Source organism: Pseudomonas sp. NUPR-002 (assembly GCF_056322725.1).
In genome coordinates, this window is record NZ_CM150476.1 from 5,994,858 (window position 1) to 6,019,590 (window position 24,733).

A 24,733-nucleotide genomic window follows, 5' to 3' on the forward strand; every position below is an offset into this window, starting at 1 on the left:
AAGCCCGCTCCTGTAGGAGCGGGCTTGCCCCGCGATGCTCTACTTCAAATCAAGCCGAAACAGGCGTCGCAGCACGGCTCACTTCAGGCTGTTTCCAGGAGTCGGCAGCGCTTTCTTCGATGGCCTGCTGGATCGCCCGACGGCGACGTTCTTCGGCCTGACGGCTGAAGTACCAGACCAGGAAAGTCACCAGCGACACCGACAACAGGATCAGGCTGGCCACGGCGTTGATTTCCGGCTTCACGCCCAGACGCACGGCAGAGAAGACTTCCATCGGCAGCGTGGTCGAGCCCGGGCCGGACACGAAGCTGGCCAGTACCAGGTCATCCAGCGACAGGGCGAAGGACATCATGCCGCCCGCCGCCAGCGATGGCGCGATCATCGGGATGGTGATCAGGAAGAACACCTTCCACGGCTTGGCACCCAGGTCCATTGCCGCCTCTTCGATCGACAGGTCCAGCTCGCGCAGGCGGGCCGAAACCACCACGGCTACATAAGCAGCGCAGAACGTGGTGTGAGCGATCCAGATGGTGACGATGCCACGCTCTTGCGGCCAGCCGATCATCTGCGCCATGGCCACGAACAGCAGCAACAGCGACAGACCGGTGATCACCTCAGGCATTACCAGCGGCGCAGTCACCAGGCCACCGAACAGGGTACGGCCCTTGAAGCGCGTCACCCGGGTCAGCACGAACGCGGCCAGGGTACCCAGCGCCACCGCAGCGATCGCGGTGTAGCAGGCGATCTCCAGCGAGCGCATCACCGAGCCCATCAGCTGGCTGTTGTCGAGCAGGCCGACGTACCACTTCACCGACCAGCCACCCCACACGGTCACCAGCTTGGAGGCGTTGAACGAGTAGATCACCAGGATCAGCATGGGCAGGTAGATGAACAACAAGCCCAGGACCAACATCAGCTTGGAGAAACTGAAACGCTTCATGCCCTGCCCTCCATCTCTTTGGCCTGACTACGGTTGAAGAGCAGAATCGGCACGATCAGGATCGCCAGCATCACCACCGCCAGGGCAGAAGCCACAGGCCAGTCACGGTTGTTGAAGAACTCTTGCCAGAGCACTTTACCGATCATCAAGGTTTCCGGACCGCCAAGCAGTTCCGGAATAACGAACTCACCCACCACCGGAATGAACACCAGCATGCAGCCGGCGATGATGCCGTTCTTCGACAGCGGCACGGTGATCTTCCAGAAGCTGTTGAAGGTGCTCGAACCCAGGTCAGAGGCCGCTTCGAGCAGGCTCGCATCGTGTTTGACCAGGTTGGCGTACAGCGGCAGGATCATGAACGGCAGGTACGAATAGACCACACCGATATACACCGCCAGGTTGGTGTTGAGGATCTGCAACGGCTGATCGATCAACCCCAGCCACATCAGGAAGCTGTTGAGCAGGCCGTTGTTGCTGAGGATACCCATCCAGGCATAGACGCGAATCAGGATCGCGGTCCAGGTCGGCATCATGATCAGTAGCAACAGTACGGTCTGGGTCTCTTTCTTGGCGTTGGCAATGGCATAGGCCATCGGATAGCCGATCAGCAAGCACAGCAACGTGCTGAAAAAGGCCATCTTCAACGAACCCAGGTACGCCGAGATGTACAGCTCATCCTCGGTCAACAGGCCATAGTTGGCCATGTTGAGCACCAGCTGCAGCTTGTCTTCGACGTAGCTGTAGATTTCGGTGTACGGCGGAATCGCCACGTCTGCTTCGGCAAAGCTGATCTTCAGGACGATGAAGAACGGCAGCATGAAGAACAGGAACAGCCAGATGAAGGGCACGCCGATCACCAGATGGCGTCCCTCGGGTTTCACCCGTTCGAAGGCTCGCTTGAGCTTGCGCATGTTCATGACCGCAGTACCACGCCGCTGTCGTCTTCCCACCAGACGTAAACCTGATCATCCCAGGTAGGACGAGTGCCCTGACGCTCGGCGTTGGCGACGAACGACTGGACGATCTTGCCGCCAGGCAGCTCGACGTAGAACACCGAGTGGCCACCGAGGTAGGCGATGTCATGGACCTTGCCGCGCGACCAGTTGTGCTCGCAGGTGGGTTGCTGAGTGGTCACCAGCAGTTTTTCCGGACGCAGTGCATAGGTGATGCGCTTGTCTTCAACCGAGGTGGTCACACCGTGGCCCACGTAGATCTTGCGCTCCAGCTCCGGAGTGGCAATGACCGCGTGGCCTTCGGCGTCTTCTACCACTTCGCCGTCGAACAGGTTGACGTTGCCGATGAACTCGCAGACCAGACGGCTGGTCGGGGTCTCGTAAATGTCGATCGGGCTGCCGATCTGGGCAATCCAGCCCAGGTGCATGATGGCGATGCGCTGGGCCATGGTCATGGCCTCTTCCTGGTCGTGCGTCACCATTACGCAGGTCACACCCACCCGCTCAATGATCTCAACCAGCTCAAGCTGCATCTGCGAACGCAGCTTCTTGTCCAACGCACCCATCGGCTCGTCGAGCAGCAGCAGCTTCGGACGCTTGGCCAGGGAGCGAGCCAGGGCCACACGCTGACGCTGGCCACCGGAGAGCTGGTGTGGCTTGCGCTTGGCGTACTGGGTCATGTGCACCAGCTTGAGCATCTCGCCGACACGGGCGTCGATCTCGGCCTTGGGCATGCGGTCCTGCTGCAGGCCGAAGGCGATGTTCTGCGCCACGGTCATGTGCGGGAACAGTGCATAGGACTGGAACATCATGTTGATCGGACGCTCGTAGGGCGGCATATCCGTGATGTCTACGCCATCAAGGAAGATGCGCCCTTCGGTCGGCCGTTCGAAGCCGGCCAGCATCCGCAGCAACGTGGATTTACCCGAACCGGAGCCGCCAAGCAGCGCGAAGATCTCGCCCTTCTTGATCTCGAGGGACACATCGTCCACCGCGACCGTTTCGTCGAATTTTTTCGTGACCCGGTCGATTTTGACCAGCACCTGCTTAGGTTGCTGGTCGCCCTCGAGGGCTTTCTTATAGGCACCGGAGGCAACAGCCATTTGTGAAACTCCCAACAAGATTTTTTGCGTCCGCCCCTGCCGTGGCGGACTCTGGATTTTTACTTGCCCGACTTGATCTTGGTCCAGCTACGGGTCATCAACCGTTGCACCTTGGGAGGTAGCTCGGAGTTGACGTACAACTTGTCCAGCACTGCTTGCGGTGGATAAACCGCTTCGTCGGTTCGCACGCTCTGGTCCATCAGCTCGCCAGCCTTGGGGTTCGGGTTGGCATATCCGACGTAATCACTGACCTGGGCAATCACCTCAGGCTTCAGCAAATAGTTGATAAAGGCATGGGCCTCTTTGACATTGGTCGAGTCCTTGGGGATCGCCAGCATGTCGAACCAGAGGTTGCCGCCCTCTTTAGGAATTACATACGCCACTTCCACACCCTTGCCGGCCTCTTCGGCGCGGGATTTGGCCTGGAACACATCACCGGAGAAACCAGCGGCCACGCAGATGTCGCCGTTAGCCAGGTCGGAGATGTACTTGGAGGAGTGGAAATAGGTCACGTAAGGACGCACTGCCAGCAGTTTTTTCTCGGCATCGGCGTAGTCCTTGGGATTGGTGCTGTTGGGGTCACGCCCCATGTAGTTCAACACCGCCGGGAGCATCTCGTCAGCCGAGTCGAGGAAGGCGACGCCGCACTTGGAGAGTTTCTTGATGTTTTCCGGTTCGAACAGCATGGCCCACGAGTCGATCGTGTCGGTACCCAGCGCCGCCTTGACCTTCTCGACGTTGTAGCCGATGCCATTGGTGCCCCACAGGTAGGGAACGGCGTACTGGTTACCCGGATCGTTCTTCTCCAGACGCTTCATCAGCACCGGGTCGAGGTTCGAATAGTTCGGCAGCAGCGACTTGTCGAGCTTCTGGAACGCGCCCGCCTTGATCTGCTTGCCGAGGAAATGGTTGGACGGCACCACTACGTCATAACCGGTACGACCGGCCAGCAGCTTGCCTTCCAGGGTTTCATTGGAGTCAAAGACATCCTGTACCGGCTTGATACCGGTTTCTTTTTCGAAGTCCGCGAGGGTCGTCTGACCGATGTAGTCCGACCAGTTATAAATGTGCACCGTGGGCGCCGCTTGGACGCTGATCGCCAGCGTCATACCCGCTCCAGCCAGCATGGCCTTGCGAAATACAGAATTAGACAAGTGGATAGTCCTCACATTAATGCCCGTAGCAAACGGCATAAATACCTGCCGTTTCAGCAAACCGGCGCGCAACTTACCTTCGATGCACTCATGTCGCAAAAAAAATTAACTTTTGAAGCGCCCTGGGCGCGAAATGCACCGCCCAGGGCCTCAAGCCGGCTTACTTGCCCGACTTGATTTTCGTCCAGCTGCGGGTGATATCGCGCTGGGCGGCTTTCTCTGGCGCCTTGATGGCGTACAGCTTGGCCTTCACTTCATCGTTCGGGTAGATGGCCGGATCGCTGGTGATTTCTTTGTCTACCAGCGGGGTTGCAGCCAGGTTGCCGTTCGGGAAGCGTACGGCGTTGGTGATTTCAGCCATGATTTCCGGCTGCATCAGGAAGTCCATGAACTTGTAGGCGGCTTCGACGTTCTCGGCATCTTTCGGCATGGCGACCATGTCGTAGAAGGTACCGGCGCCTTCCTTAGGAATGGTGTAGCTCAGCTTGACCTTGTCGCCGGCCTCGTGAGCACGCGCCTTGGACTGCTCCAGGTCACCCGAGTAACCCACGGCCACGCAGATGTTGCCGTTGGCCAGATCGGAGATGTACTTGGAAGAGTGGAAGTAGGTGATCGAAGGACGGATCTTCAGGAACAGCTCCTCGGCCGCCTTCAGGTCTTCCTTCTTGGTGCTGTCGCTCGGCTTGCCCAGGTAGTGCAGCGCCGCCGGGATCATCTCGGTCGGTGCATCGAGGAAGCTCACGCCACAGCTTTTGAGTTTTTCGATGTTCTCAGGCTTGAACACGGCATCCCAGGAGTCGATCTTGTCGACGCCCAGCGCAGCCTTGACCTTCTCCGGGTTGTAGCCAATGCCGATGGAGCCCCACATGTACGGGAACGCGTATTTGTTGCCCGGGTCGCTGGCATCGCCGACGGCCTTGAGCAGTGCCGGGTCGAGGTTTTTCCAGTTCGGCAGCTTGGAGCGGTCCAGCTCCTGGTAAACACCGGCTTTGATCTGTTTGGCCAGGAAGTTGTTGGACGGGATGACCACGTCGTAGCCCGACTTGCCCGCCAGCAGCTTGGCTTCAAGGGTTTCGTTACTGTCAAAGACGTCATAAACAACTTTGATACCGGACTGCTTTTCGAACTTGGCAACGGTATCTGGCGCGATGTAATCGGACCAGTTGTAAACGTGGACAACCTTGTCATCCGCTTGAACAGCACTGGCCATGGCGCCCATCAGGGACACAGCCAACAACGTCTTGCCCAATTTCATCATGCGTAATGCTCCAGAATTTTTTATTTAGCCATCTGTTCAGTGGCCAGCTCTCTACGGTGCAAGTACTGGGCGACTGAAACAGCCGCTAGTCTGGCAAGTTCCAAGGCGCTCTTTCAAGGAAAGCGCGCCTCGAAACACGATGATGCCATTACGCTAGCCTAGCACTTGGTTATTTCAGCGCCTCAAGTGTCAAATCCAGGCATTTGCGCGCCTTTTCCACCAACTCGTCGATCTCTTCACGGCTGATCACCAGCGGTGGAGCGATGATCATGGTGTCACCTACCGCACGCATGATCAGGCCATTGTCGAAGCAGTGCTGGCGGCAGATCATGCCTGCGCCCTGACCTTCGTAACGTGCCCGAGTGGCTTTGTCTTTGACCAGTTCGATTGCACCGAGCATACCCAAGCCACGCACTTCACCCACCAACGGATGATCGCTGAGCTCGCGCAGACGTTTCTGCAAATACGGTGCCGTTTCTTCCCGAACCTGATCGATAATTTTCTCTTCGCGTAGGATGCGCAGGTTTTCCAGGCCCACAGCGGCGGCCACCGGGTGACCGGAGTAGGTAAAGCCGTGGTTGAAATCACCCCCTTCGCTGACCACCTTGGCCACTTCGTCACGCACGATCACACCGCCCATAGGGATGTAACCGGAGGTCAGGCCTTTGGCGATGGTCATCAGGTCAGGCTTGAGGTCGTAGTAGTCAGAACCGAACCACTCACCGGTGCGCCCGAAACCGCAGATCACTTCGTCGGCAATAAACAGGATGTCGTACTTGGCAAGGATCTCTTTGATCTTCGGCCAGTAGGTCTCAGGTGGAATGATCACGCCGCCAGCGCCCTGGATCGGCTCGGCAATAAAGGCAGCGACGTTGTCTTCGCCGACTTCAAGGATCTTTTTCTCCAGTTGCTCGGCAGCCCAGACCCCGAACTCATCCGGCGTCATGTCACCGCCTTCACCGAACCAGTAAGGCTGCGGGATATGCACGATGTCTGGCAGCGTGCCGCTTTGTGCGTGCATACCGCTCATGCCACCCAGCGCAGCACCGGCCACGGTGGAACCGTGATAACCGTTGATGCGGCCGATGATCACCTTCTTCTGTGGCTTGCCCTTGACCGCCCAGTAGTGGCGAACCATGCGCAGGTTGGTGTCGTTACCTTCGGAGCCAGAGCCAGTGAAGAACACATGAGTCATACCTTCAGGCGCCACGGCCGAAACCGCTTTGGCCAGTTCCAGCGCCGGTGGGTGGGCGGTCTGGAAGAACAGGTTGTAGTACGGCAGCTCGCGCATTTGCTTGGCTGCAACGTCAACCAGCTCTTCGCGACCGTAACCAATCGCCACACACCACAGACCAGCCATGCCATCGAGGATCTTGTTGCCCTCGCTGTCCCACAAGTGCACACCTTCGGCTTTTGTGATGATTCGCGGGCCCTTCTCTTTCAGCTGCTTGTAGTCACTGAAAGGCGCCAGGTGATGATCACGGCTCAGGTCTTGCCACTCACGGGTTTGCGGGTTGTTGACGCTCATGTGCTTCTCCGTTTTCTGACGGCCGCGCTCCTGCGGCTCCGGGTTGATCAGACCGCAAACAGCAGGAACTCACGTTCCCAGGAGCTGATTACGCGTTTGAAGTTTTCATGCTCGGCGCGCTTGGTAGCGACGTAGCCGGTAATGAATTTCTTGCCCAGGTAAGGTTCCAGGGCGGTGCAGTTCTCCATGCGCTCCAGGGCGTCTTCGATGGTCAACGGCAAGCGCAGGTTGCGCCGCTCGTAACCACGACCCTGTACAGGCGCGCTTGGCTTGATGCCTTCGACCATGCCGATGTAGCCACACAGCAAGCTGGCAGCGATGGCCAGGTACGGGTTGGCATCGGCACCTGGCAGACGGTTTTCGACCCGGCGATTCTGTGGGCCGGCATCCGGCACGCGCAGGCCAACGGTACGGTTTTCCTCGCCCCATTCGACGTTCACCGGCGCCGAGGTGTCGGGCAGGAAGCGGCGGAACGAGTTGACGTTCGGGGCAAACAGCGGCAACACCACTGGGATGAATTTCTGCAGGCCGCCAACGTGGTTGAGGAACAGCTCGCTCATGCGGCCATCTTCATCAGAGAAGATGTTCTTGCCGGTGTGCACGTCGATGATGCTCTGGTGCAGGTGCATGGCGCTGCCTGGCTCACCGGTCATCGGCTTGGCCATGAAGGTGGCGGCCACGTTGTGCTTGAGCGCCGCTTCACGCATGGTGCGCTTGAACACCAGAATCTGGTCGGCCAGCGCCAGGGCGTTACCGTGACGGAAGTTGATTTCCATCTGCGCCGTGCCGTCTTCGTGGATCAGCGTGTCGAGGTCCAGGTTCTGCAGTTCGCACCAGTCGTAGACGTCTTCGAACAGCGGGTCGAATTCGTTAGCCGCTTCAATAGAGAACGACTGACGACCGGTTTCCGGGCGGCCGGAGCGGCCAACTGGCGGCTGCAGCGGGAAATCCGGGTCTTCGCAGCGCTTGGTCAGGTAGAACTCCATCTCGGGCGCCACGATCGGCTGCCAGCCCTTGTCGGCGTAGAGTTTCAGCACCTTCTTGAGCACGTTGCGCGGCGACAGCTCAACCGGGTTGCCCTGTTTGTCGTAGGTATCGTGGATCACCTGAGCGGTTGGCTCGATGGCCCAAGGCACGAGAAACACCGCGTTCTCGTCAGGCCGGCAGATCATGTCGATGTCTGCCGGGTCCAGCAATTCGTAATAAATGTCGTCGTCGACGTAATCGCCGGTAACGGTTTGCAGCAAGACACTCTCGGGCAAGCGCATGCCTTTTTCAGCAATGAACTTGTTGGTTGGAGAAATCTTGCCACGTGTGATCCCGGTGAGGTCGCTGATCAAGCACTCGACTTCGGTGATCTTGTGTTCTTTCAACCAATCGGTGAGCTGGTCGAGGTTATTACTCATAACTACCTCAGGAGGTAAATGTCTGGACTGTCGTCAGGACACCCGGAGTGGGCCGTCCCAGACATTCTGGATGCCGCGCGAAGCTAAAGCAAAAGCCACGCAGGGGCATACCGCGGCGCTGGCCGCTATAGTGATGGCAGAGAATATTTGAAGGTGCATCGACAACAGGCAGGCTGCCCTGGGCGTCAATTATTTCAGCCAGGGTGCTGCGTACTGACGCGTAGCGATAAGCGCTCGCGTAAAATGCGTGCAGACCGATCTGCGGGCGGCAGGCGGTGATGCCGGTTGTCGGCAGGCGTGACATGTAACCCCCGGTATTATTGATGTTATGGGTTGCCACCGAGCTTAGCCTTGTTCATTTTTTTACACAACACCCCCGTAAAAAATAGAACACGGCCCGCTCAAAACCGCTTCTATCGTACGAAAGCAGCAATTGTCCGCGCCCTCAATTGCAGCAAAAATGCCGCTTGAGGGCCAATTTAGGGCATCATGGGGTTGGCTTGACTTCAGTAGGGCTTTCCGATTGACTGGAGCTGCAAGCCCCCATTGATTGATATTTTTAACAACAAAGGTGTTGCATCATGTCGGTACCCCCGCGTGCCGTTCAGCTTAACGAAGCGAACGCGTTCCTTAAGGAACATCCTGAGGTTCTCTACGTTGACCTTCTGATTGCAGATATGAATGGTGTGGTGCGTGGCAAGCGCATCGAGCGCACCAGCCTCCACAAGGTTTACGAGAAAGGCATCAACCTGCCGGCCTCACTCTTCGCATTGGATATCAACGGTTCAACGGTCGAAAGCACCGGCCTTGGCCTGGACATCGGCGATGCCGACCGCATCTGCTATCCAATCCCGGACACCCTGTCCAACGAACCCTGGCAGAAGCGCCCTACCGCGCAGCTGCTGATGACCATGCACGAACTTGAAGGCGAGCCGTTCTTTGCCGACCCGCGGGAAGTCCTGCGTCAGGTTGTGAGCAAATTCGACGCGATGGGCCTGACCATCTGCGCCGCGTTCGAGCTGGAGTTCTACCTGATCGACCAAGAGAACGTGAATGGCCGTCCGCAGCCGCCACGCTCGCCGATTTCCGGTAAACGCCCACAGTCGACCCAGGTGTACCTGATCGATGACCTGGACGAGTACGTAGACTGCCTGCAAGACATCCTCGAAGGCGCCAAGGAACAGGGCATCCCTGCCGACGCCATCGTCAAGGAAAGCGCCCCGGCGCAGTTCGAAGTCAACCTGCACCACGTAGCCGACCCGATGAAGGCCTGCGACTACGCGGTACTGCTCAAGCGCCTGATCAAAAACATCGCCTACGACCATGAAATGGACACCACCTTCATGGCCAAGCCCTACCCGGGCCAGGCGGGTAATGGTCTGCACGTCCATATCTCGGTGCTGGACAAAGATGGCAAGAACATCTTCACCAGCGAGGATCCCGAGCAGAACGCCGCACTGCGTCACGCGATCGGCGGTGTGCTCGAGACCCTACCGGCGTCGATGGCGTTCCTGTGCCCGAACGTCAACTCGTATCGCCGATTCGGTGCCCAGTTCTATGTACCCAACGCTCCGAGCTGGGGCCTGGACAACCGCACCGTGGCCCTGCGCGTACCGACCGGTTCGCCGGATGCCGTGCGCATCGAACACCGCGTTGCCGGTGCCGACGCCAACCCGTACCTGCTGATGGCTGCCGTACTGGCGGGCGTGCACCATGGTTTGAGCAACAAGGTCGAACCTAACAAGCCGATCGAAGGCAACGCCTACGAACAGGTTGAGCAGAGCCTTCCGAACAACCTGCGCGATGCACTGCGCGAGCTGGACGACAGCGAAATCCTCAACAAGTACATCGATCCGAAGTACATCGATATCTTCGTGGCCTGTAAGGAAAGTGAGCTGGAGGAGTTCGAACACTCCATCTCCGACCTTGAGTACAACTGGTACCTGCATACCGTTTGATGCTCGTATCGCGGGGCAAGTCGGGTCGCCGCACCGCCGCTCCCACCGGTGATTGCCGGTGGGAGCGGGCTTGCCCCGCGATGGTTTCCCGGTTCCCACACCACTCGTTGAAAATCCACAGCTCTGTAAGAGTGTTCTGTCAGTCCCTTCTGATTCATACTTCCGGCCGTTGCGCCTGATGCCTCCTGAACCTAGTCTGCTGTCGTCGTTGGATCGTCCAATGACCGGATTTAGCAGTCCGAACTTAGATTCAGTCACTTCGCAACGCTGCTGTTATGGCAGGTGTGCGCGGGGCATCTTCGGGTGCGCCGGGGTTTTGACTGACTCTGCCCGGTCTGCTAACCCGCGTACAGCTGCCACCCTTCGTTTAGCAGCGAATTGTGGCTGCCCGATGTGGAGTCAGTCATGAAGAAACACGTACCCGATCCCCCCAGCTTCGACCTTTCCACCCTCACCACCGCCAGTCGATCCTTCGGCGAAGGCCGGATGTTCAATATCAGCGCGGGTATCTCTAGCGAAGAAGCGTTGCTTTACGCCTGCCACTTGCTGCAAAACGCCGAAGCTACGGTAATGGCAGCGACCAATAACCTGGAGCTTTCGGACCGTTCTCTGGTTGCAGGCGTCGGCCAGCATATCGAGACTGCGCGAGCCTTGATTGATGCGGTGATCGATGGGGCTGGAGTGCCGCGGCTGTTCAGCTACTGCTAGTTGGCTGAGGACCTTTTCGCGGGGCAAGCCCGCTCCCACCGGTGATTGCCTGTGGGAGCGGGCTTGCCCCGCGATGCTTTACAAGGCCTTTTCGAAGATCTTGGAGTTTCGCTGGTAGTTGTACAGCGACGCCCGCGCCGCCGGCAGCCGCTCTACCCCGCTAGGCACAAACCCACGCTCGCGGAACCAGTGTGCGGTACGGGTCGTCAGGACGAAAAGGGTATTGAGCCCCATCTCCCGCGCCCGCGTTTCAATGCGCTCCAGCAGCTCATCACCACGGCCGCCATGGCGATACTCAGGATTGACCGCCAGGCACGCCAGCTCCCCCGACTCGGAATCGGCAATCGGGTACAACGCTGCACAGGCGATGATCATGCCTTCGCGCTCAACCACACTGAATTGCTCGATTTCACGCTCCAGTACTTCACGCGAACGACGCACCAGAATGCCCTGCTCTTCCAGCGGGCTGATCAGGTCAAGCAGGCCACCGACGTCTTCGATCGCCGCCTCGCGAACCTTCTCGAATTGCTCCTGGGCCACCAGGGTGCCGCCACCGTTGCGGGTGAACAGTTCGGTAAGCAGCGCGCCGTCTTCGGCATAGCTGACGATATGGCTGCGCGCCACACCGCCACGGCAAGCCTCGGCGGCGGCATCAAGCAGTTCACCCTGGTAGTCACTGCCCAGGCGAACCAGATGCGCGGAAACCTGTTGCGGACGCAATTCACGCACCAGCCGCCCCTGCTCATCGAGCAACCCGCGTTCGGCACCGAACAGCAGCAGCTTGTCAGCCCCCAGCTCAATCGCCGCACGCGTGGCGACGTCTTCGCAGGCCAGGTTGAAAATCTCGCCAGTCGGCGAATAGCCCAGCGGCGACAGCAGCACGATGGAGCGCTCATCGAGCAGGCGGTTGATACCTTTGCGGTCTACCCGGCGCACTTCGCCGGTGTGGTGGTAATCCACCCCTTCGAGCACCCCGATCGGGCGGGCGGTGACCAGGTTGCCCGAGGCCACGCGCAAGCGCGAGCCCTGCATCGGCGAAGCCGCCATGTCCATCGACAGGCGCGCTTCGATGGCCAGACGCAGATGCCCTACCGCATCGATCACACACTCCAGGGTGGCGGCATCGGTAATGCGCATGCCGCGATGGTAGTGCGGCGTCAGGCCGCGATTGGCCAGGCGCGCTTCGATCTGCGGGCGCGAACCGTGCACCAGCACCAGGCGCACGCCAAGGCTGTGGAGCAACACCAGGTCGTGAACGATATTGCCGAAATTAGGGTGTTCAACACCATCACCGGGCAACATGACCACAAAGGTGCAGTCGCGGTGGGCGTTGATGTAAGGCGAAGCATGACGCAGCCAGTTGACGTAATCGGGCATAACCACAGAGCCTGTAAAAAATGGGACAAGAACGGGAAAGCACACAGCGCTCGAAGGGTTATCGTCGGAACAGGCTTGGCGTCACGCGCACTCTCCTTTGGCAAAACGGCTGAGCTCAGCGGGCAATTACCGGGCTCAGGCAATAATGTTCGATCAATTCACGCAATAGACGCACGGTAGGCTGCAAGCGTGACATTTCAAGGTACTCGCCCGGCTGGTGGGCGCAGGCGATGTCGCCCGGGCCCAGTACCAGGGTGTCGCAGCCCAGGCGCTGAAGATAAGGCGCTTCGGTGCCAAAGGCTACCGCTTCGGCACGGTGTCCGGTTAGACGTTCGGCCAGGCGCACCAGTTCAGCATCGGCAGCCTGCTCGAACGGCGGCACTTCGGGGAACAGCGGGGCATAGTCGATTTTCACCTGATGCTGCTCGGCCAACGGCGCCAGTTTCTGCCGGATCGCGGCACGCAGCATCTCTGGGTCCATCCCCGGCAACGGCCGCAGGTCGAACTCCAGGGCGCACTGGCCACAGATACGGTTGGGGTTGTCGCCACCGTGGATGCAACCAAAGTTCAGGGTCGGTTGCGGCACACTGAATTGGGTGTGGTTGAAGTCTTTTTGCCATTGGCGGCGCAAGCTCATCAGCTCGCCCATCACCTCATGCATGGCCTCCATCGCACTATGCCCCAGGCTAGGATCCGACGAATGGCCACTGCGCCCGAGAATATCGATGCGCTCCATCATCACGCCCTTGTGCATGCGGATCGGCTTGAGCCCGGTCGGTTCACCAATCACCGCCGCCCGGCCCAGCGGCCGACCAGCTTCGGCCAAGGCACGGGCGCCAGACATCGAGCTTTCTTCATCGCAGGTGGCGAGAATCAGCAGCGGCTGCTTGAAATCATGGGTCAGCAACGGCTGCACCGCCTCGATGATCAAGGCGAAGAAGCCTTTCATGTCACAACTGCCAAGGCCAACCCAACGGCCATCGACCTCGGTCAGTTTCAACGGGTCGGTCTGCCACAGGCCCGGGTCATAGGGCACCGTGTCGCTGTGCCCGGCCAACACCAGCCCACCCGGGCCGCTGCCGTAACTGGCGAGTAGATTGAACTTGCCCGGCGCCACCTGCTGGATATCGCAGGCAAAACCCAGATCGCCCAACCAGCCGGCCAGCAGGTCGATCACCGCGCGGTTGGACTGGTCCAGCGCAGGTTGGGTGCAACTGACCGAAGGCGTCGCAATCAGGGCGGCAAACTGGTCTTTGAGCGATGGCAGCGGCATGCGCGTTCTCCTCGGGACGAAGCTCATCATAGGGCCATCGGGCACCTGGAATAAACCGTCGGCGGCCGAGTCCTGTACACTGCACGGCCAAGACGCTCCCTGTCATCCGAGCCTGGATTACCCAGCAATGCACAAAGAAACCGAAATCAAACTGCGGGTCAGCCGCGAGACCCTCGCCGCCCTGCGTGAACATCCATTGCTGAAGAAGCGCAACAAGTCTGGCTGGCAGCAGCGCGAACTGCTGAACCAGTACTTCGACACCCCTGAGCGTGACCTGGCTGGCGCCAAAGTTGCGCTGCGCCTGCGCCGCGACGGCGATGTGGTCATCCAGACCCTCAAGACCCGCGGCCAGAGCGTTGCCGGTCTGTCTCAGCGCAATGAACACGAGTGGCAACTGCCCAAGGCCAAGCTCGATCTGAAAAAGCTCGACGAGCAATGCTGGCCAGCCGAACTCGCCGAGGTGGATAAAAAAACCATCAAAGCCCTGTTCACCACTGATTTCACCCGTGAATACGCCGAAATCGCCTGGGGCCGTGGCAAGTCGAAAGTGGTCATCGAAGCGGCCCTCGACCTGGGTACCGTGGTGTCCGGCAAGCTCAAGGAAGAAATCTGCGAGCTGGAGCTGGAGCTGCGTGAAGGCGAACCTGAAGCACTGCTGGAGCTGGCGGCTGAACTGTCCGCCACCCTGCCGCTGTTCCCGTGCGACATCAGCAAGGCCGAGCGCGGTTACCGCCTGCTCGATCCGGCCAGCTATGCCTTGAGCCTGCCTGCTGCCGAGCTCACTGCCGAAATGCCGCTGGACGACGCCTATGCCGCCCTCGCCTGGCAATTGCTCGGCGCCAGCCAGCGTCTGGCTGAGCAGTACCGCTTCAACGGCCACTGGCGCCTGCTGCAAGACTGGGTTCAGGCCCTGGCCGAACTGCGCGCACTGACCAGCAGCCTGGGTCAGGCGGCGCCACGCAGCACCACTGCTGCCCTGCGCAGCAGCCTCGATGCTCTGTTGGAAGACTGGCGCCCGCTGGTGCTGGCCGGTAACGACGATGAAGACGTTCGCCGCGCCGCGCCTGAGCAGTTCGCCGAAGAGCTGCTGGACACCCGCTGGGGCCAGTTCTCCCTGGAAACCTCACGTTGGCTGCTGGCCCGCGGCTGGGCCGTCGAGCGCAACAAGCGCGGCGACCGTCAGGGCGCTGCGCAACTGACCAACTGGCTGAACGTGCTGCTGGCCGATGAAGCCAAGGCCCTGAACCTGCCGCTGTACCATCGCCAGCCGGAAGACCTGGCCGAACAGCTGCCGCGTATCGAGCGCCTGCTGGCCTGGCTGCACCATGCCCGTCAGGTACTGGAGAGCCCGGACCTGGACCGCCTGTTCGGTGAGCTGAACAAGTTGCACGAATTGGCCAACCTGCCGATCAGCGACGAAGTGGAAGCTGATGTGCGCACTGAAGTCCTCGAGGCGCGTGTCCACCAGGTGATGGCCGTGTTCCAGAGCCGTGGCTGGAAGCACCTGCTGCGCAAGTAAGTCCTAGGCTCTGTACGGCAAGTTTTGTGGGAGCGGGCTTGCCCCGCGAATTCAGGCTTTGCTGCCGCGTTGCGGCAGATCGCGGGACAAGTCGGGTCGCCGCACCGCCGCTCCCACTACGATGGATGACCATACTTTTCGCACAAAACCTAGCGCAGCACCGGCAGACTCGTCGTGGACTTGATTTCGGACAAGGCCACGATCGAGTTGACCTCTTGAATCCCCGGCACCATCGACAGCTTCTCGAAGAAGAACCGCTCGTAAGCTTCGATGTCCGGGGTGACAATACGCAACAGAAAATCCACCGATCCCATCAGCACGTAGCACTCCAGCACTTCCGGGAAACCGCGTATCGCCTCGGTGAACTCGGTGAAGTTGGAACGCCCGTGGGCGTTGAGTTTGACCTCGGCAAAAATCTGCGTGTTCAGGCCGATCTTCTTGCGATCGAGCAAGGTCACTTGCCCGCGAATCACCCCCTCTTCCTTCAAACGCTGAATACGTCGCCAGCAAGGCGACTGAGAAAGGCCAACACGCTCGGCGATCTGTGCACTGGACAGCGAAGCGTCCTCCTGCAGCAAGGCCAGAATGCGGCGATCATAAGCGTCGAGTTCGCTGTGCATAATTTTTCCTGATTTGTGCTTACTGGCGAATTGAACGAGTCGAACATTCGCTGATTACGCTGATCATAGAGAAAAAATACCCGCTCACGCATGGGAAAATTCCTGACACTGAATCCGGAGACACCCATGAGCGCACTTGAACGCTTCGACAGCCCTGTGACCCCCTTGCGAGACGACGTCTGGGCCGTCGGTAGCGCCCAGCGCTGCGTGCATTACCAACTGCAGGTCGAAGCCGAACCCGACAGCCTGTGCCGGGTGCTGAATCTGTTCGCCCTGCAGTTCCTCACCCCACACAAGGTGCAGATGACACAAAGCGGCGATGTGCTGGCAGTCGACATCGAAATTGCCGGTTTGAGTTGGCATCGGGCGGAACTCATTGCACAAAAAATGCGCAATCTGATCTGTGTCGACGAGGTGCATCTGGCGTTGGTGCAGCGCCTGGACTGAACCTGGAAATGCCTGGATACGTAGATCGGCCTTGCATTTGTCCACAGTCAACTACGCTTGTGATTGCCACCCCTTCAGGCAGCAAGGCAAGGACGCCACATGACTGTCAGCGACGAAGACCGCAGGCTTAGCCTCGACGGTCTCCTGGCCGATCTGCTGGATGCCCGGCTGATCAGCGCAAACACGGCCCACACCCTACGATCTCAGCGTCTGTCCAACGACATCCATCCGCTTGAACACCTTGCTTGTCAGCGCCTTCCCGACCCACACCAGCCCGGTCGGCACCTGGATCTGCAAGCCCTCTGCCAGTGGCAGGCCAAACGGGCCGGCTTGCCGTACTTGCACATCGACCCGCTGCAACTTGACCTTGCTGCCACCACCGGCCTGATGTCTGCCGCCTTCGCCCAGCGCCACGGTATTCTGGCCATCGCCGCCGATAGCCAATGTGTCACGGTGGCCAGCGCCGAACCTTACGTCCGCGCCTGGGAAACGGACCTTGCGCAGGTGCTGCGTCGACCGATCAAACGTGTGATGGCCAGCCCGGTACAGATCCGTCAGTTCAGCCAGGCATTCTTCCACCTGGCCCGCTCCGTCAACGGCGCCAGCCGCCAGCCACTGCCGCTGTCGTCAGCTGCCAACCTCGAGCAACTGCTTGAAGTGGGGGTTCACAGCCAGCCACATGCAGACGATGACGCCCATATCGTCAGCATCGTTGACTGGCTGCTGCAATACGCCTTCGATCAGCGTGCCAGCGATATTCACCTTGAACCGCGGCGCGAGCAGGGCCATTTGCGTTTGCGTATCGACGGTGTGCTGCATCCGGTCTACCAGTTTCCGGCCGAGGTCACGCTGGCCGTTGTCAGTCGCCTGAAAACCCTGGCGGGGATGAACGTCGCGGAAAAACGCCGGCCCCAGGATGGCCGGATCAAAACCCGCCTGCCAACCGGCAGCGAAGTCGAACTCCGTTTGTCGACCTTGCCCACCACCTTTGGTGAAAAGCTGGTGATGCGCATCTTCGACCCCAACCTGCTCCAGCAGGACTTCGCTCAATTAGGCCTGGCAGGTGAAGACCTGCTGCGCTGGCAAACGCTGATCGGCCAGCGCCACGGCCTGATTCTGGTGACGGGGCCGACCGGCTCCGGCAAAACCAGCACCCTGTATGCCACCCTCAAATACCTGGCAACACCACAGGTCAACCTGTGTACGGTCGAAGACCCGATCGAAATGGTCGAGCCCGGCTTCAATCAGTTGCAGGTCCACCCGGCGATAGACCTGGGCTTTGCCGAAGGCGCCCGCGCACTGCTGCGCCAGGATCCGGACATCATCATGATCGGTGAGATCCGCGACCTGGAAACCGCTCAGGTCGCCTTCCAGGCAGCGCTGACCGGCCACCTGGTGCTGTCCACCCTGCACACCAACGATGCCTGCAGTGCGATCAGCCGTTTACTCGAACTGGGCATTGCCGCGCACCTGATCAAGGCGGGCCTGATCGGGGTGATGGCCCAGCGTCTGGTGCGTACCCTGTGCAACGTCTGCAAGGTGCCGGCTGCGAAGGGTGAAATCGGTTATCAGGCGCAAGGCTGCAACGCGTGCCGCCAGACTGGCTATCACGGGCGCACCGGCATTCATGAGTTGTTGTGTATCAGCAGCGCACTGAGCGCAGCCATACGCCCCGATAGCGATCTGGCGGAGCTACGCCAGCAAGCCCTCCAGGAAGGCCTGTGCAGCCTGCAGCAGAGCGGTAAGCAAAAAGTGGCCGCTGGCCTTACTACAGCGGCAGAAGTCCTCAGAGTGGCCTCAGGGAACTAGAGACGGGCAAATCACTCCAATCGCTCAGTTCAACTCAGCTGGAGTCACCCTTGATGCGTCTCAAACCTGCAGTCGCAACCCTTGCCCTGCTTTCCCTGCCCCTTGGTTCGGCCATGGCCGACACGTTCTGGCGCAATGTCATTACCTCCGGCGCAACCACCGGCTCCACCTACCTGACCTCCAAAGACCACAAACTGGTCGCTGCCGCTCAGGACGATGCCAGCAGCTTTGTTGCCAGCGAAGGGGCTATTCGTGGGCCTTACCTGGAATCCGCCATGCGTCAGGTACGGGCTGAAAACCCGGGGCTGGAAGCTAGCGACATGGAGCTGGCCAACGCCATTCTGGCTAAGCCGTAAATTTACCGGTAGGAGCGGGCTTGCCCCGCGATTGCGGTGTACCAGTTACATCGCAATCGCGGGGCAAGCCCGCTCCTACAGGTGGTGCAAGGCGATCAGCTGCGGTACTCATCCACCGGCACACACGCACAAAACAGATTGCGGTCGCCAAACACGTTGTCCACCCGATTCACCGCCGGCCAGTATTTGTGCAACCGCACATGCTCACTCGGCGCAACGCCTTTGGCCAGGCTGTAAGGCCGCTCCCACACCCCGAGTACATCCGCCAATGTATGTGGCGCATGTTTTAGCGGGTTGTCTTCTGCCGGCCAATTGCCGTCCTGTACCTCACGAATTTCTTCACGAATGCTCAGCATCGCTTCAACGAAGCGATCCAGCTCCGCCTTTGACTCGCTCTCGGTCGGCTCGACCATCAGGGTTCCCGGCACCGGGAACGACATGGTCGGCGCATGAAAGCCGTAATCCATCAGGCGCTTGGCCACGTCCTCTTCGCTGATCCCGGTCAACGCCTTCAACGGCCGCAGATCAAGAATGCACTCATGCGCGACCCGTTCATTGCGCCCGCGATACAACACCGGAAATGCGCCGCCCAGTTGTTCGGCCAGGTAGTTGGCCGAGAGGATCGCCACTTCACTGGCGTCGGCCAGTTGCGGCCCCATCATGGCGATGTACATCCAGCTGATCGGCAGGATGCTCGCACTGCCCCACGGCGCTGCACTAACGGCGGTGTTCTGTGGATCTGGCCCGGGAACTGGCACCACCGGGTGGCTGGCAACGAAGGGCGCCAGGTGCGCACGTACGCCGATCGGGCCCATGCCCGGCCCACCCCCACCGTGGGGAATGCAGAACGTCTTGTGCAGATTCATGTGTGAAACATCGGCACCGATGTCGGCCGGCCGGGTCAAGCCGACCTGGGCATTGAGGTTGGCGCCATCCATGTACACCTGACCACCGTGACTGTGGATAACTTCGCAGATCTCGCTGATCCCCTCCTCATACACACCATGGGTCGAGGGATAGGTCGCCATCAGGCACGACAGCCGCTCACCGGCCGCCATCGCTTTGGCCTTGAGGTCAGCCAGGTCAACGTTGCCCGCCTCATCGCATTCGACGATCACCACTTGCATACCCGCCATCTGTGCCGAGGCCGGGTTGGTACCGTGCGCCGAAGAAGGAATCAGACAGATGTCGCGCTGCGGCTGATGCCGGCTGCGGTGGTACTTGGCAATCGCCATCAGCCCGGCGTACTCGCCCTGAGCGCCAGAGTTGGGCTGCATGCAGATCGCGTCAAAGCCGGTGATTGCACATAACCAGGCTTCCAGCTCATCGATCATCGCCTTGTAGCCCTGCACCTGGGCAGCAGGCGCAAAGGGATGCAGCGCAGCAAAGCCCGGCCAGGTGATCGGGATCATCTCGCTGCTGGCATTGAGCTTCATGGTGCAGGAGCCCAGCGGAATCATCGCCTGGTTCAGCGCCAGGTCCTTGTTCTCCAGTTGTTTGAGATAGCGCAGCATCTCGGTTTCACTGTGGTGCAGGTTGAACACCGGATGCGTGAGGAAGGTCGACTGTCGCACCAGGGCTGCAGGAATGCCTTCCGGCAAGGCCAAGGCATCGAGCGCGGCAATGTCCAGACCGTGGTCAGCGCCCAGGAACACATCGAACAGGCGCATCACCGTCGATTCATCGCAGGTTTCGTCGAGGCTGACGCCCAACTGGCCGCGGCCAAGAATACGCAGGTTGATCTGCGCGGCTTCCGCGCTTTCGATAATGGCCGTCTGGCTGCCGCCCACTTCCAGGGTCAGCGTGTCGAAGAAGTGTTCGTTTAGGCGTTTTATGCCTTTGCTCTCAAGCCCCGCCGCCAGCACAAAGGTCAGCGCATGCACGCGCTGGGCGATGCGCTGCAAGCCTTCCGGGCCGTGGTACACCGCATAAAAAGCGGCGATATTGGCCAGCAGCACCTGAGCGGTACAGATGTTGGAGTTGGCCTTCTCGCGGCGGATATGCTGCTCACGGGTTTGCAGGGCCATGCGCAACGCCACGTTGCCGCGAGCATCCTTGGACACCCCGATAATGCGCCCAGGCATCGCCCGCTTGAACGCATCCCGGCAGGCAAAGTAGGCCGCATGCGGGCCGCCATAGCCCATCGGTACGCCAAAACGCTGCGAGGTGCCCAGCACCACGTCGGCGCCCTGCTCGCCCGGAGGGGTCAGCATCAACAGGCTGAGCAGATCGGCCGCCACACAGGCCAGTGCATGCTGCTTGTGCAGGTGCTCGATAAGCGGCCGCAGGTCACGGATTTCGCCGTGGGTATCGGGGTATTGCAGCAAGGCCCCGAACACCTGGTAGTTGGCGAGGTTATCCACAGCATCGATAACCAGCTCGAAGCCGAAGCCCTCGGCGCGGGTCTGCAGCACCGACAGGGTTTGTGGATGACAATGCTCATCGGCGAAAAACACATTGCTTTTCGACTTGGCCATGCGCTTGGCCAGCGCCATGGCTTCCGCCGCTGCCGTGGCTTCGTCGAGCAAGGAGGCGTTTGCCAGGTCCAGCCCGGTGAGGTCGATGATCATCTGCTGAAAGTTCAGCAGCGCTTCGAGGCGGCCTTGGGCGATTTCTGGCTGATAGGGTGTGTAGGCGGTGTACCAGCCCGGGTTTTCGAGGACGTTGCGCAGAATGACGTTGGGGGTGACCGTGCCGTGGTAGCCCATGCCGATCAGGCTGGTCCACACCTGGTTCTGTTCGGCATAGCCCCTGAGTTTGCTAAGGGCGGCCTGTTCATCGAGGGCGGCGGGTAATGCCAGCGGGCCACTCAAGCGAATGCCTGGTGGTACCGTCTGCTCGATCAGCTCACGGCGGCTGCCCAGGCCCAGGGCCTGCAGCATGACCTGCTGCTCCGAGGCATCAGGGCCCAGGTGGCGACGCAGGAAAGGATTGGGGTCGTGCAGTTGGCTCAGGGACGGCGACTGGGACATAGCGGCTCTCTCTTCCTAGACCAAGCCCCGAGCAGTCGAGGCATATTGAGTCTAGGAAGAGATTGGCGCTTTGTGTGAAAACTATTCGCCGATAGCGGCTGCGTAACCTGCAGCGTCGAGCAGTTTGTCCAGCTCGGCCTTGTCGCTTGGCTTGAGCTTGAAGATCCAGCTGGCGTAAGGATCGCTGTTCAGCGACTCAGGGCTGTCGGCCAGTTCTTCGTTCACCGCGATCACTTCACCGCTGACCGGGGCGTAAATGTCCGAAGCCGCCTTAACCGACTCGACCACACCCGCAGCATCGCCAGCCGCGAAGACTTTGCCGACTTCGGCCAGCTCTACGAATACCACGTCGCCCAGTGCTTCCTGGGCATGATCGCTGATACCGACGGTGATGGTGCCGTCAGCTTCCAGTTTGGCCCACTCGTGGCTTTCGGCAAAACGCAGGTCGGCGGGGATATTGCTCATCTTGTTGTCCTCGATAGGGTCAGCGGTAGGCCCGCCAGAATAGGTTCAGATCAAAATCTTGCCATGGCGCACGAAGGTCGGCTTGACCACCCGCACCGGGTACCACTTGCCGCGGATCTCCACCTCGGCACGATCTGCGGTTGCCATCGGCACCCGCGCCAGCGCAATCGACTTGCTCAGCGTAGGAGAGAAACTACCACTGGTGATCTCTCCTTCGCCAATCCCGGCGACATGAACCACCTGATGAGCGCGCAAAACACCACGCTCCTCCAGCACCAGGCCGACCAGTTTTTGCTCAACGCCGTGCTCGATTTCTGCAAGCAGACCCTGGCGGCCGATGAAGTCACGCTCCGCCGGTTCCCAGGCCACGCTCCAGCCCAGGTTGGAGGTCAGCGGGGTGTGTGCCTCGTCAATGTCCTGGCCGTACAGGTTCATGCCTGCTTCAAGACGCAGGGTGTCGCGTGCGCCAAGGCCGCTCGGGGCGATACCGGCGCCAACCAGATCGTTGAAAAACGCGGGGGCCTGAACGGCCGGAAAGATGATCTCCAGACCGTCTTCCCCGGTGTAACCGGTGCGGGCGATAAACCAGTCACCTTCGTTACGGCCCTCAAAGGGTTTGAGCTCACGGATCAACGCTGCCCGCGGTGCCGATACCAGCTCGGCAACCTTGCTGCGCGCATCCGGCCCCTGGATTGCCAGGATGGCCAACTCGGGGCGCTCGATCAGTTCAACCTGATAACTGCCCTTGCAGGCATTCATCCAGGCCAGGTCTTTCTCTCGGGTCGCGGCATTGACCACCAGGCGATAACCGTCTTCACAGCGGTAGACGATCATGTCGTCAATGACCCTACCCTGTTCATCGAGCATGGTGCTGTACAGCGCCTTGCCGACTTCGGTCAAACGTTCGACGTCGTTGGCCAGCAAGCGCTGCAGCCAGACACGGGACTCGGCGCCGTGTACATCGATGACGTTCATGTGGGAAACATCAAACACTCCACAGTCGCTTCGCACCTGATGGTGCTCTTCGACCTGCGAGCCATAATGCAAGGGCATGTCCCAACCGCCAAAATCGACCATTTTGGCGCCAAGCGCCAGGTGCAGGTCATACAAAGGCGTGCGCAGTCCCATGGGTTTCTCCTTCCGGGCGTGGCTAAGCCACGGCTGTTGGCAGCATTTCAGCTACCCGGTCTGTAGGACCGGCCGCAGCGAATGCCGCGCATTGTAGCTGCAAGCTCGAGGGCTGACACCCTCAGCGCGTTTGACCGACGTTTCGGGCTGAGCGTCGAATCAGACCGATGACCGGTAACAGGCCGACCACAATAAGGGTCAGGGCAGGCAGCGAGGCCCGCGCCCACTCGCCTTCGCTGGTCATCTCGAAGACCCGAACCGCCAGGGTGTCCCAGCCGAACGGACGCATCAGCAGCGTTGCCGGCATTTCCTTGAGGACATCGACGAACACCAGCAAGGCCGCACTCATGGCGCCCGGCACCAACAGCGGTAGATACACCTTGAAAAACAATCTTGGGCCACTGACCCCAAGGCTGCGTGCGGCTTCCGGTAGTGACGGGCGAATTCGACCCAGGCTGTTCTCCAAGGGCCCATACGCCACGGCCATGAAGCGCACCAGATACGCCAACAGCAAGGCCGACAGGCTGCCCAGCAACAGCGGCCTGCCGGAACCACCCAACCAGTTGGACAGCGGCACCACCAGTTGATTGTCCAGGTAACTGAACGCCAGCATGATCGACACCGCCAATACCGAGCCAGGCAAGGCATAGCCAAGATTGGCGATGCCAACCCCGGCACGGATCCCCGAAGTGGGCGCCTGACGACGGGCAAAGGCCAGCACCAGTGCCACGGACACCGTGATCAACGCTGCCATTGCCCCCAGGTAGAGGGTGTGAAGAATCAGGCTGGAATAACGCTCATCGAGATCGAAGCGCCCGCGCTGCCAGAACCACACCAGCAATTGCAGCACCGGGATGACGAAGGCGCAGGCAAATACCAAAGTGCACCAGCCCGTCGCAGCCAGTGCCTTGATGCCGCGCAGGTGGTACAGCGCCTTGCCCCGGGGCCGCTCATTGCTGCTGCGTACCGCGCCACGGGCACGGCGCTCGCCGTAGAGCACCAACATCACCGCCAACAGCAGCAAACTGGCCAGTTGCGCGGCACTCGACAGGCTGAAAAAGCCGTACCAGGTCTTGTAGATCGCGGTGGTGAACGTGTCGAAGTTGAACACCGACACCGCGCCGAAATCAGCCAGGGTTTCCATCAATGCCAAGGCGATACCGGCAAAAATCGCGGGGCGCGCCATCGGCAATGCCACTCGCCAGAACGCCTGCAGCGGCGAATGACCAAGCACGCGCGCGGCCTCCATCAGGCCTTTGCCCTGGGCCAGAAAGGCAGTGCGCGCCAGCAGGTAGACATAGGGGTAGAACACCAGCACCAGCACGATGATAACGCCGCCGGTGGAGCGTACTCGCGGCAGGCGCATCGGCCCGAACCACTCCCGCAGCAGGGTTTGTACCGGCCCGGAGAAGTCCAGCAAACCCACGAAAACGAAAGCCAGCACATAGGCAGGAATGGCGAACGGCAGCATCAGCGCCCAGTCCAGCCAACGCCGTCCGGGGAATTCGCACAGGCTGGTGAGCCAGGCCAGGCTCACGCCCAGCAAGGTGACACCCACTCCGACCCCGACAATCAAGGTCAGGGTGTTGCCCAACAGGCGGCTCATCTGGGTGTCGAGCAGGTGCGACCAGATCTGCATGTCGATCGACTGCCACGACAGCAGCAGCACGCTCAGCGGCAGCAGCACCAGAGCGGCAATGGCGAAAACCAGGGGATACCAGCGGCGTTGGGCGGGGTGAGCCAAAAGGAAGAATCTCTA

The 24,733-nt window shown here is 60.2% G+C and carries 21 protein-coding genes; 6 read left to right on the forward strand and 15 right to left on the reverse strand.

All coding sequences use genetic code 11. The annotated features are described in order from the left end of the window. Window positions 1-49 precede the first annotated feature (49 nt). From ACVWSC_RS27585 to ACVWSC_RS27620, 8 genes are all read right to left on the reverse strand, one after another. Window positions 50-940 carry an ABC transporter permease subunit gene (locus ACVWSC_RS27585; RefSeq protein ID WP_442110603.1) on the reverse strand — a complete coding sequence of 297 codons (891 nt, stop codon included), beginning with the start codon at window positions 938-940 and terminating at the stop codon, window positions 50-52. Continuing rightward, window positions 937-1,857 carry an ABC transporter permease subunit gene (locus tag ACVWSC_RS27590; RefSeq protein WP_442110605.1) on the reverse strand — a complete coding sequence of 307 codons (921 nt, stop codon included), beginning with the start codon at window positions 1,855-1,857 and terminating at the stop codon, window positions 937-939. The genes ACVWSC_RS27585 and ACVWSC_RS27590 overlap by 4 nt, the downstream gene beginning before the upstream one ends. Further along, window positions 1,854-2,996, reverse strand: a complete 1,143-nt coding sequence (gene potA, locus ACVWSC_RS27595) for a polyamine ABC transporter ATP-binding protein (protein ID WP_133214009.1) — start codon at window positions 2,994-2,996, stop codon at window positions 1,854-1,856. Before potA ends, ACVWSC_RS27590 begins: the two co-directional genes overlap by 4 nt. 59 nt (window positions 2,997-3,055) lie before the next feature. Continuing rightward, complete coding sequence (locus ACVWSC_RS27600) at window positions 3,056-4,150, reverse strand: polyamine ABC transporter substrate-binding protein (protein ID WP_442110607.1); 1,095 nt, start codon at window positions 4,148-4,150, stop codon at window positions 3,056-3,058. Between the two features lie 160 nt (window positions 4,151-4,310). Next, window positions 4,311-5,408, reverse strand: coding sequence for a polyamine ABC transporter substrate-binding protein (locus tag ACVWSC_RS27605; RefSeq protein ID WP_442110609.1), 1,098 nt, complete (start codon window positions 5,406-5,408; stop codon window positions 4,311-4,313). Window positions 5,409-5,577: 169 nt separating this feature from the next. Then, on the reverse strand, window positions 5,578-6,936 hold the full coding sequence (locus ACVWSC_RS27610; RefSeq protein ID WP_442110611.1) for an aspartate aminotransferase family protein: 1,359 nt from the start codon (window positions 6,934-6,936) through the stop codon (window positions 5,578-5,580). 47 nt (window positions 6,937-6,983) lie between these two features. Next, window positions 6,984-8,342: a glutamine synthetase family protein gene (locus tag ACVWSC_RS27615; RefSeq protein ID WP_442110613.1), complete on the reverse strand. Its 1,359-nt coding sequence runs from the start codon at window positions 8,340-8,342 to the stop codon at window positions 6,984-6,986. A 7-nt stretch (window positions 8,343-8,349) separates the two neighbouring features. After that, window positions 8,350-8,682, reverse strand: a complete 333-nt coding sequence (locus ACVWSC_RS27620) for a hypothetical protein (RefSeq protein ID WP_442110615.1) — start codon at window positions 8,680-8,682, stop codon at window positions 8,350-8,352. 241 nt (window positions 8,683-8,923) lie between these two features. Between ACVWSC_RS27620 and ACVWSC_RS27625 the strand changes: the two genes are divergently transcribed. Further along, window positions 8,924-10,300: a glutamine synthetase family protein gene (locus ACVWSC_RS27625; protein WP_442110616.1), complete on the forward strand. Its 1,377-nt coding sequence runs from the start codon at window positions 8,924-8,926 to the stop codon at window positions 10,298-10,300. A 405-nt stretch (window positions 10,301-10,705) separates the two neighbouring features. After that, window positions 10,706-11,008, forward strand: a complete 303-nt coding sequence (locus ACVWSC_RS27630; RefSeq protein WP_442110618.1) for a DUF6124 family protein — start codon at window positions 10,706-10,708, stop codon at window positions 11,006-11,008. Between the two features lie 78 nt (window positions 11,009-11,086). Here ACVWSC_RS27630 and argA read toward each other — a convergent pair whose 3' ends face one another. Continuing rightward, window positions 11,087-12,385, reverse strand: coding sequence for an amino-acid N-acetyltransferase (gene argA, locus ACVWSC_RS27635; protein WP_442110620.1), 1,299 nt, complete (start codon window positions 12,383-12,385; stop codon window positions 11,087-11,089). A 115-nt stretch (window positions 12,386-12,500) separates the two neighbouring features. Continuing rightward, window positions 12,501-13,658, reverse strand: coding sequence for an acetylornithine deacetylase (argE, locus tag ACVWSC_RS27640; protein ID WP_442110622.1), 1,158 nt, complete (start codon window positions 13,656-13,658; stop codon window positions 12,501-12,503). A gap of 127 nt (window positions 13,659-13,785) precedes the next feature. On the opposite strand from argE, the gene ACVWSC_RS27645 reads away from it, so the two are divergent. Then, complete coding sequence (locus tag ACVWSC_RS27645; RefSeq protein ID WP_442110624.1) at window positions 13,786-15,177, forward strand: CYTH domain-containing protein; 1,392 nt, start codon at window positions 13,786-13,788, stop codon at window positions 15,175-15,177. 149 nt (window positions 15,178-15,326) lie between these two features. Here the strand turns inward: ACVWSC_RS27645 and ACVWSC_RS27650 are convergent, their stop codons facing one another. Beyond that, the gene (locus ACVWSC_RS27650) at window positions 15,327-15,797 is read right to left on the reverse strand and encodes an Lrp/AsnC family transcriptional regulator (RefSeq protein ID WP_133213991.1); all 471 of its coding nucleotides are present in this window, start codon (window positions 15,795-15,797) and stop codon (window positions 15,327-15,329) included. Window positions 15,798-15,923: 126 nt separating this feature from the next. Between ACVWSC_RS27650 and ACVWSC_RS27655 the strand changes: the two genes are divergently transcribed. The 3 genes from ACVWSC_RS27655 (at window position 15,924) to ACVWSC_RS27665 (ending at window position 18,409) form a co-directional block, all read left to right on the forward strand. Then, window positions 15,924-16,244, forward strand: a complete 321-nt coding sequence (locus tag ACVWSC_RS27655; protein WP_442110626.1) for a hypothetical protein — start codon at window positions 15,924-15,926, stop codon at window positions 16,242-16,244. A 99-nt stretch (window positions 16,245-16,343) separates the two neighbouring features. Further along, window positions 16,344-18,053 carry a GspE/PulE family protein gene (locus tag ACVWSC_RS27660; RefSeq protein ID WP_442110628.1) on the forward strand — a complete coding sequence of 570 codons (1,710 nt, stop codon included), beginning with the start codon at window positions 16,344-16,346 and terminating at the stop codon, window positions 18,051-18,053. A 53-nt stretch (window positions 18,054-18,106) separates the two neighbouring features. After that, window positions 18,107-18,409, forward strand: coding sequence for a DUF2388 domain-containing protein (locus ACVWSC_RS27665; protein ID WP_442110630.1), 303 nt, complete (start codon window positions 18,107-18,109; stop codon window positions 18,407-18,409). A gap of 95 nt (window positions 18,410-18,504) precedes the next feature. On the opposite strand, the gene gcvP is transcribed toward ACVWSC_RS27665, so the two are convergent. The 4 genes from gcvP to ACVWSC_RS27685 all read right to left on the reverse strand — a co-directional run bounded on the left by gcvP (window position 18,505) and on the right by ACVWSC_RS27685 (window position 24,718). Further along, a complete protein-coding gene (gcvP, locus tag ACVWSC_RS27670) occupies window positions 18,505-21,381 on the reverse strand; it encodes an aminomethyl-transferring glycine dehydrogenase (protein ID WP_442110632.1) in 2,877 nt (958 codons plus the stop codon). Between the two features lie 81 nt (window positions 21,382-21,462). Further along, on the reverse strand, window positions 21,463-21,846 hold the full coding sequence (gene gcvH / locus ACVWSC_RS27675) for a glycine cleavage system protein GcvH (protein WP_442110634.1): 384 nt from the start codon (window positions 21,844-21,846) through the stop codon (window positions 21,463-21,465). A gap of 45 nt (window positions 21,847-21,891) precedes the next feature. Beyond that, window positions 21,892-22,974: a glycine cleavage system aminomethyltransferase GcvT gene (gene gcvT, locus ACVWSC_RS27680; protein ID WP_442110636.1), complete on the reverse strand. Its 1,083-nt coding sequence runs from the start codon at window positions 22,972-22,974 to the stop codon at window positions 21,892-21,894. Window positions 22,975-23,095: 121 nt separating this feature from the next. Continuing rightward, window positions 23,096-24,718, reverse strand: coding sequence for an ABC transporter permease (locus ACVWSC_RS27685; RefSeq protein ID WP_442110638.1), 1,623 nt, complete (start codon window positions 24,716-24,718; stop codon window positions 23,096-23,098). Window positions 24,719-24,733 lie beyond the last annotated feature (15 nt).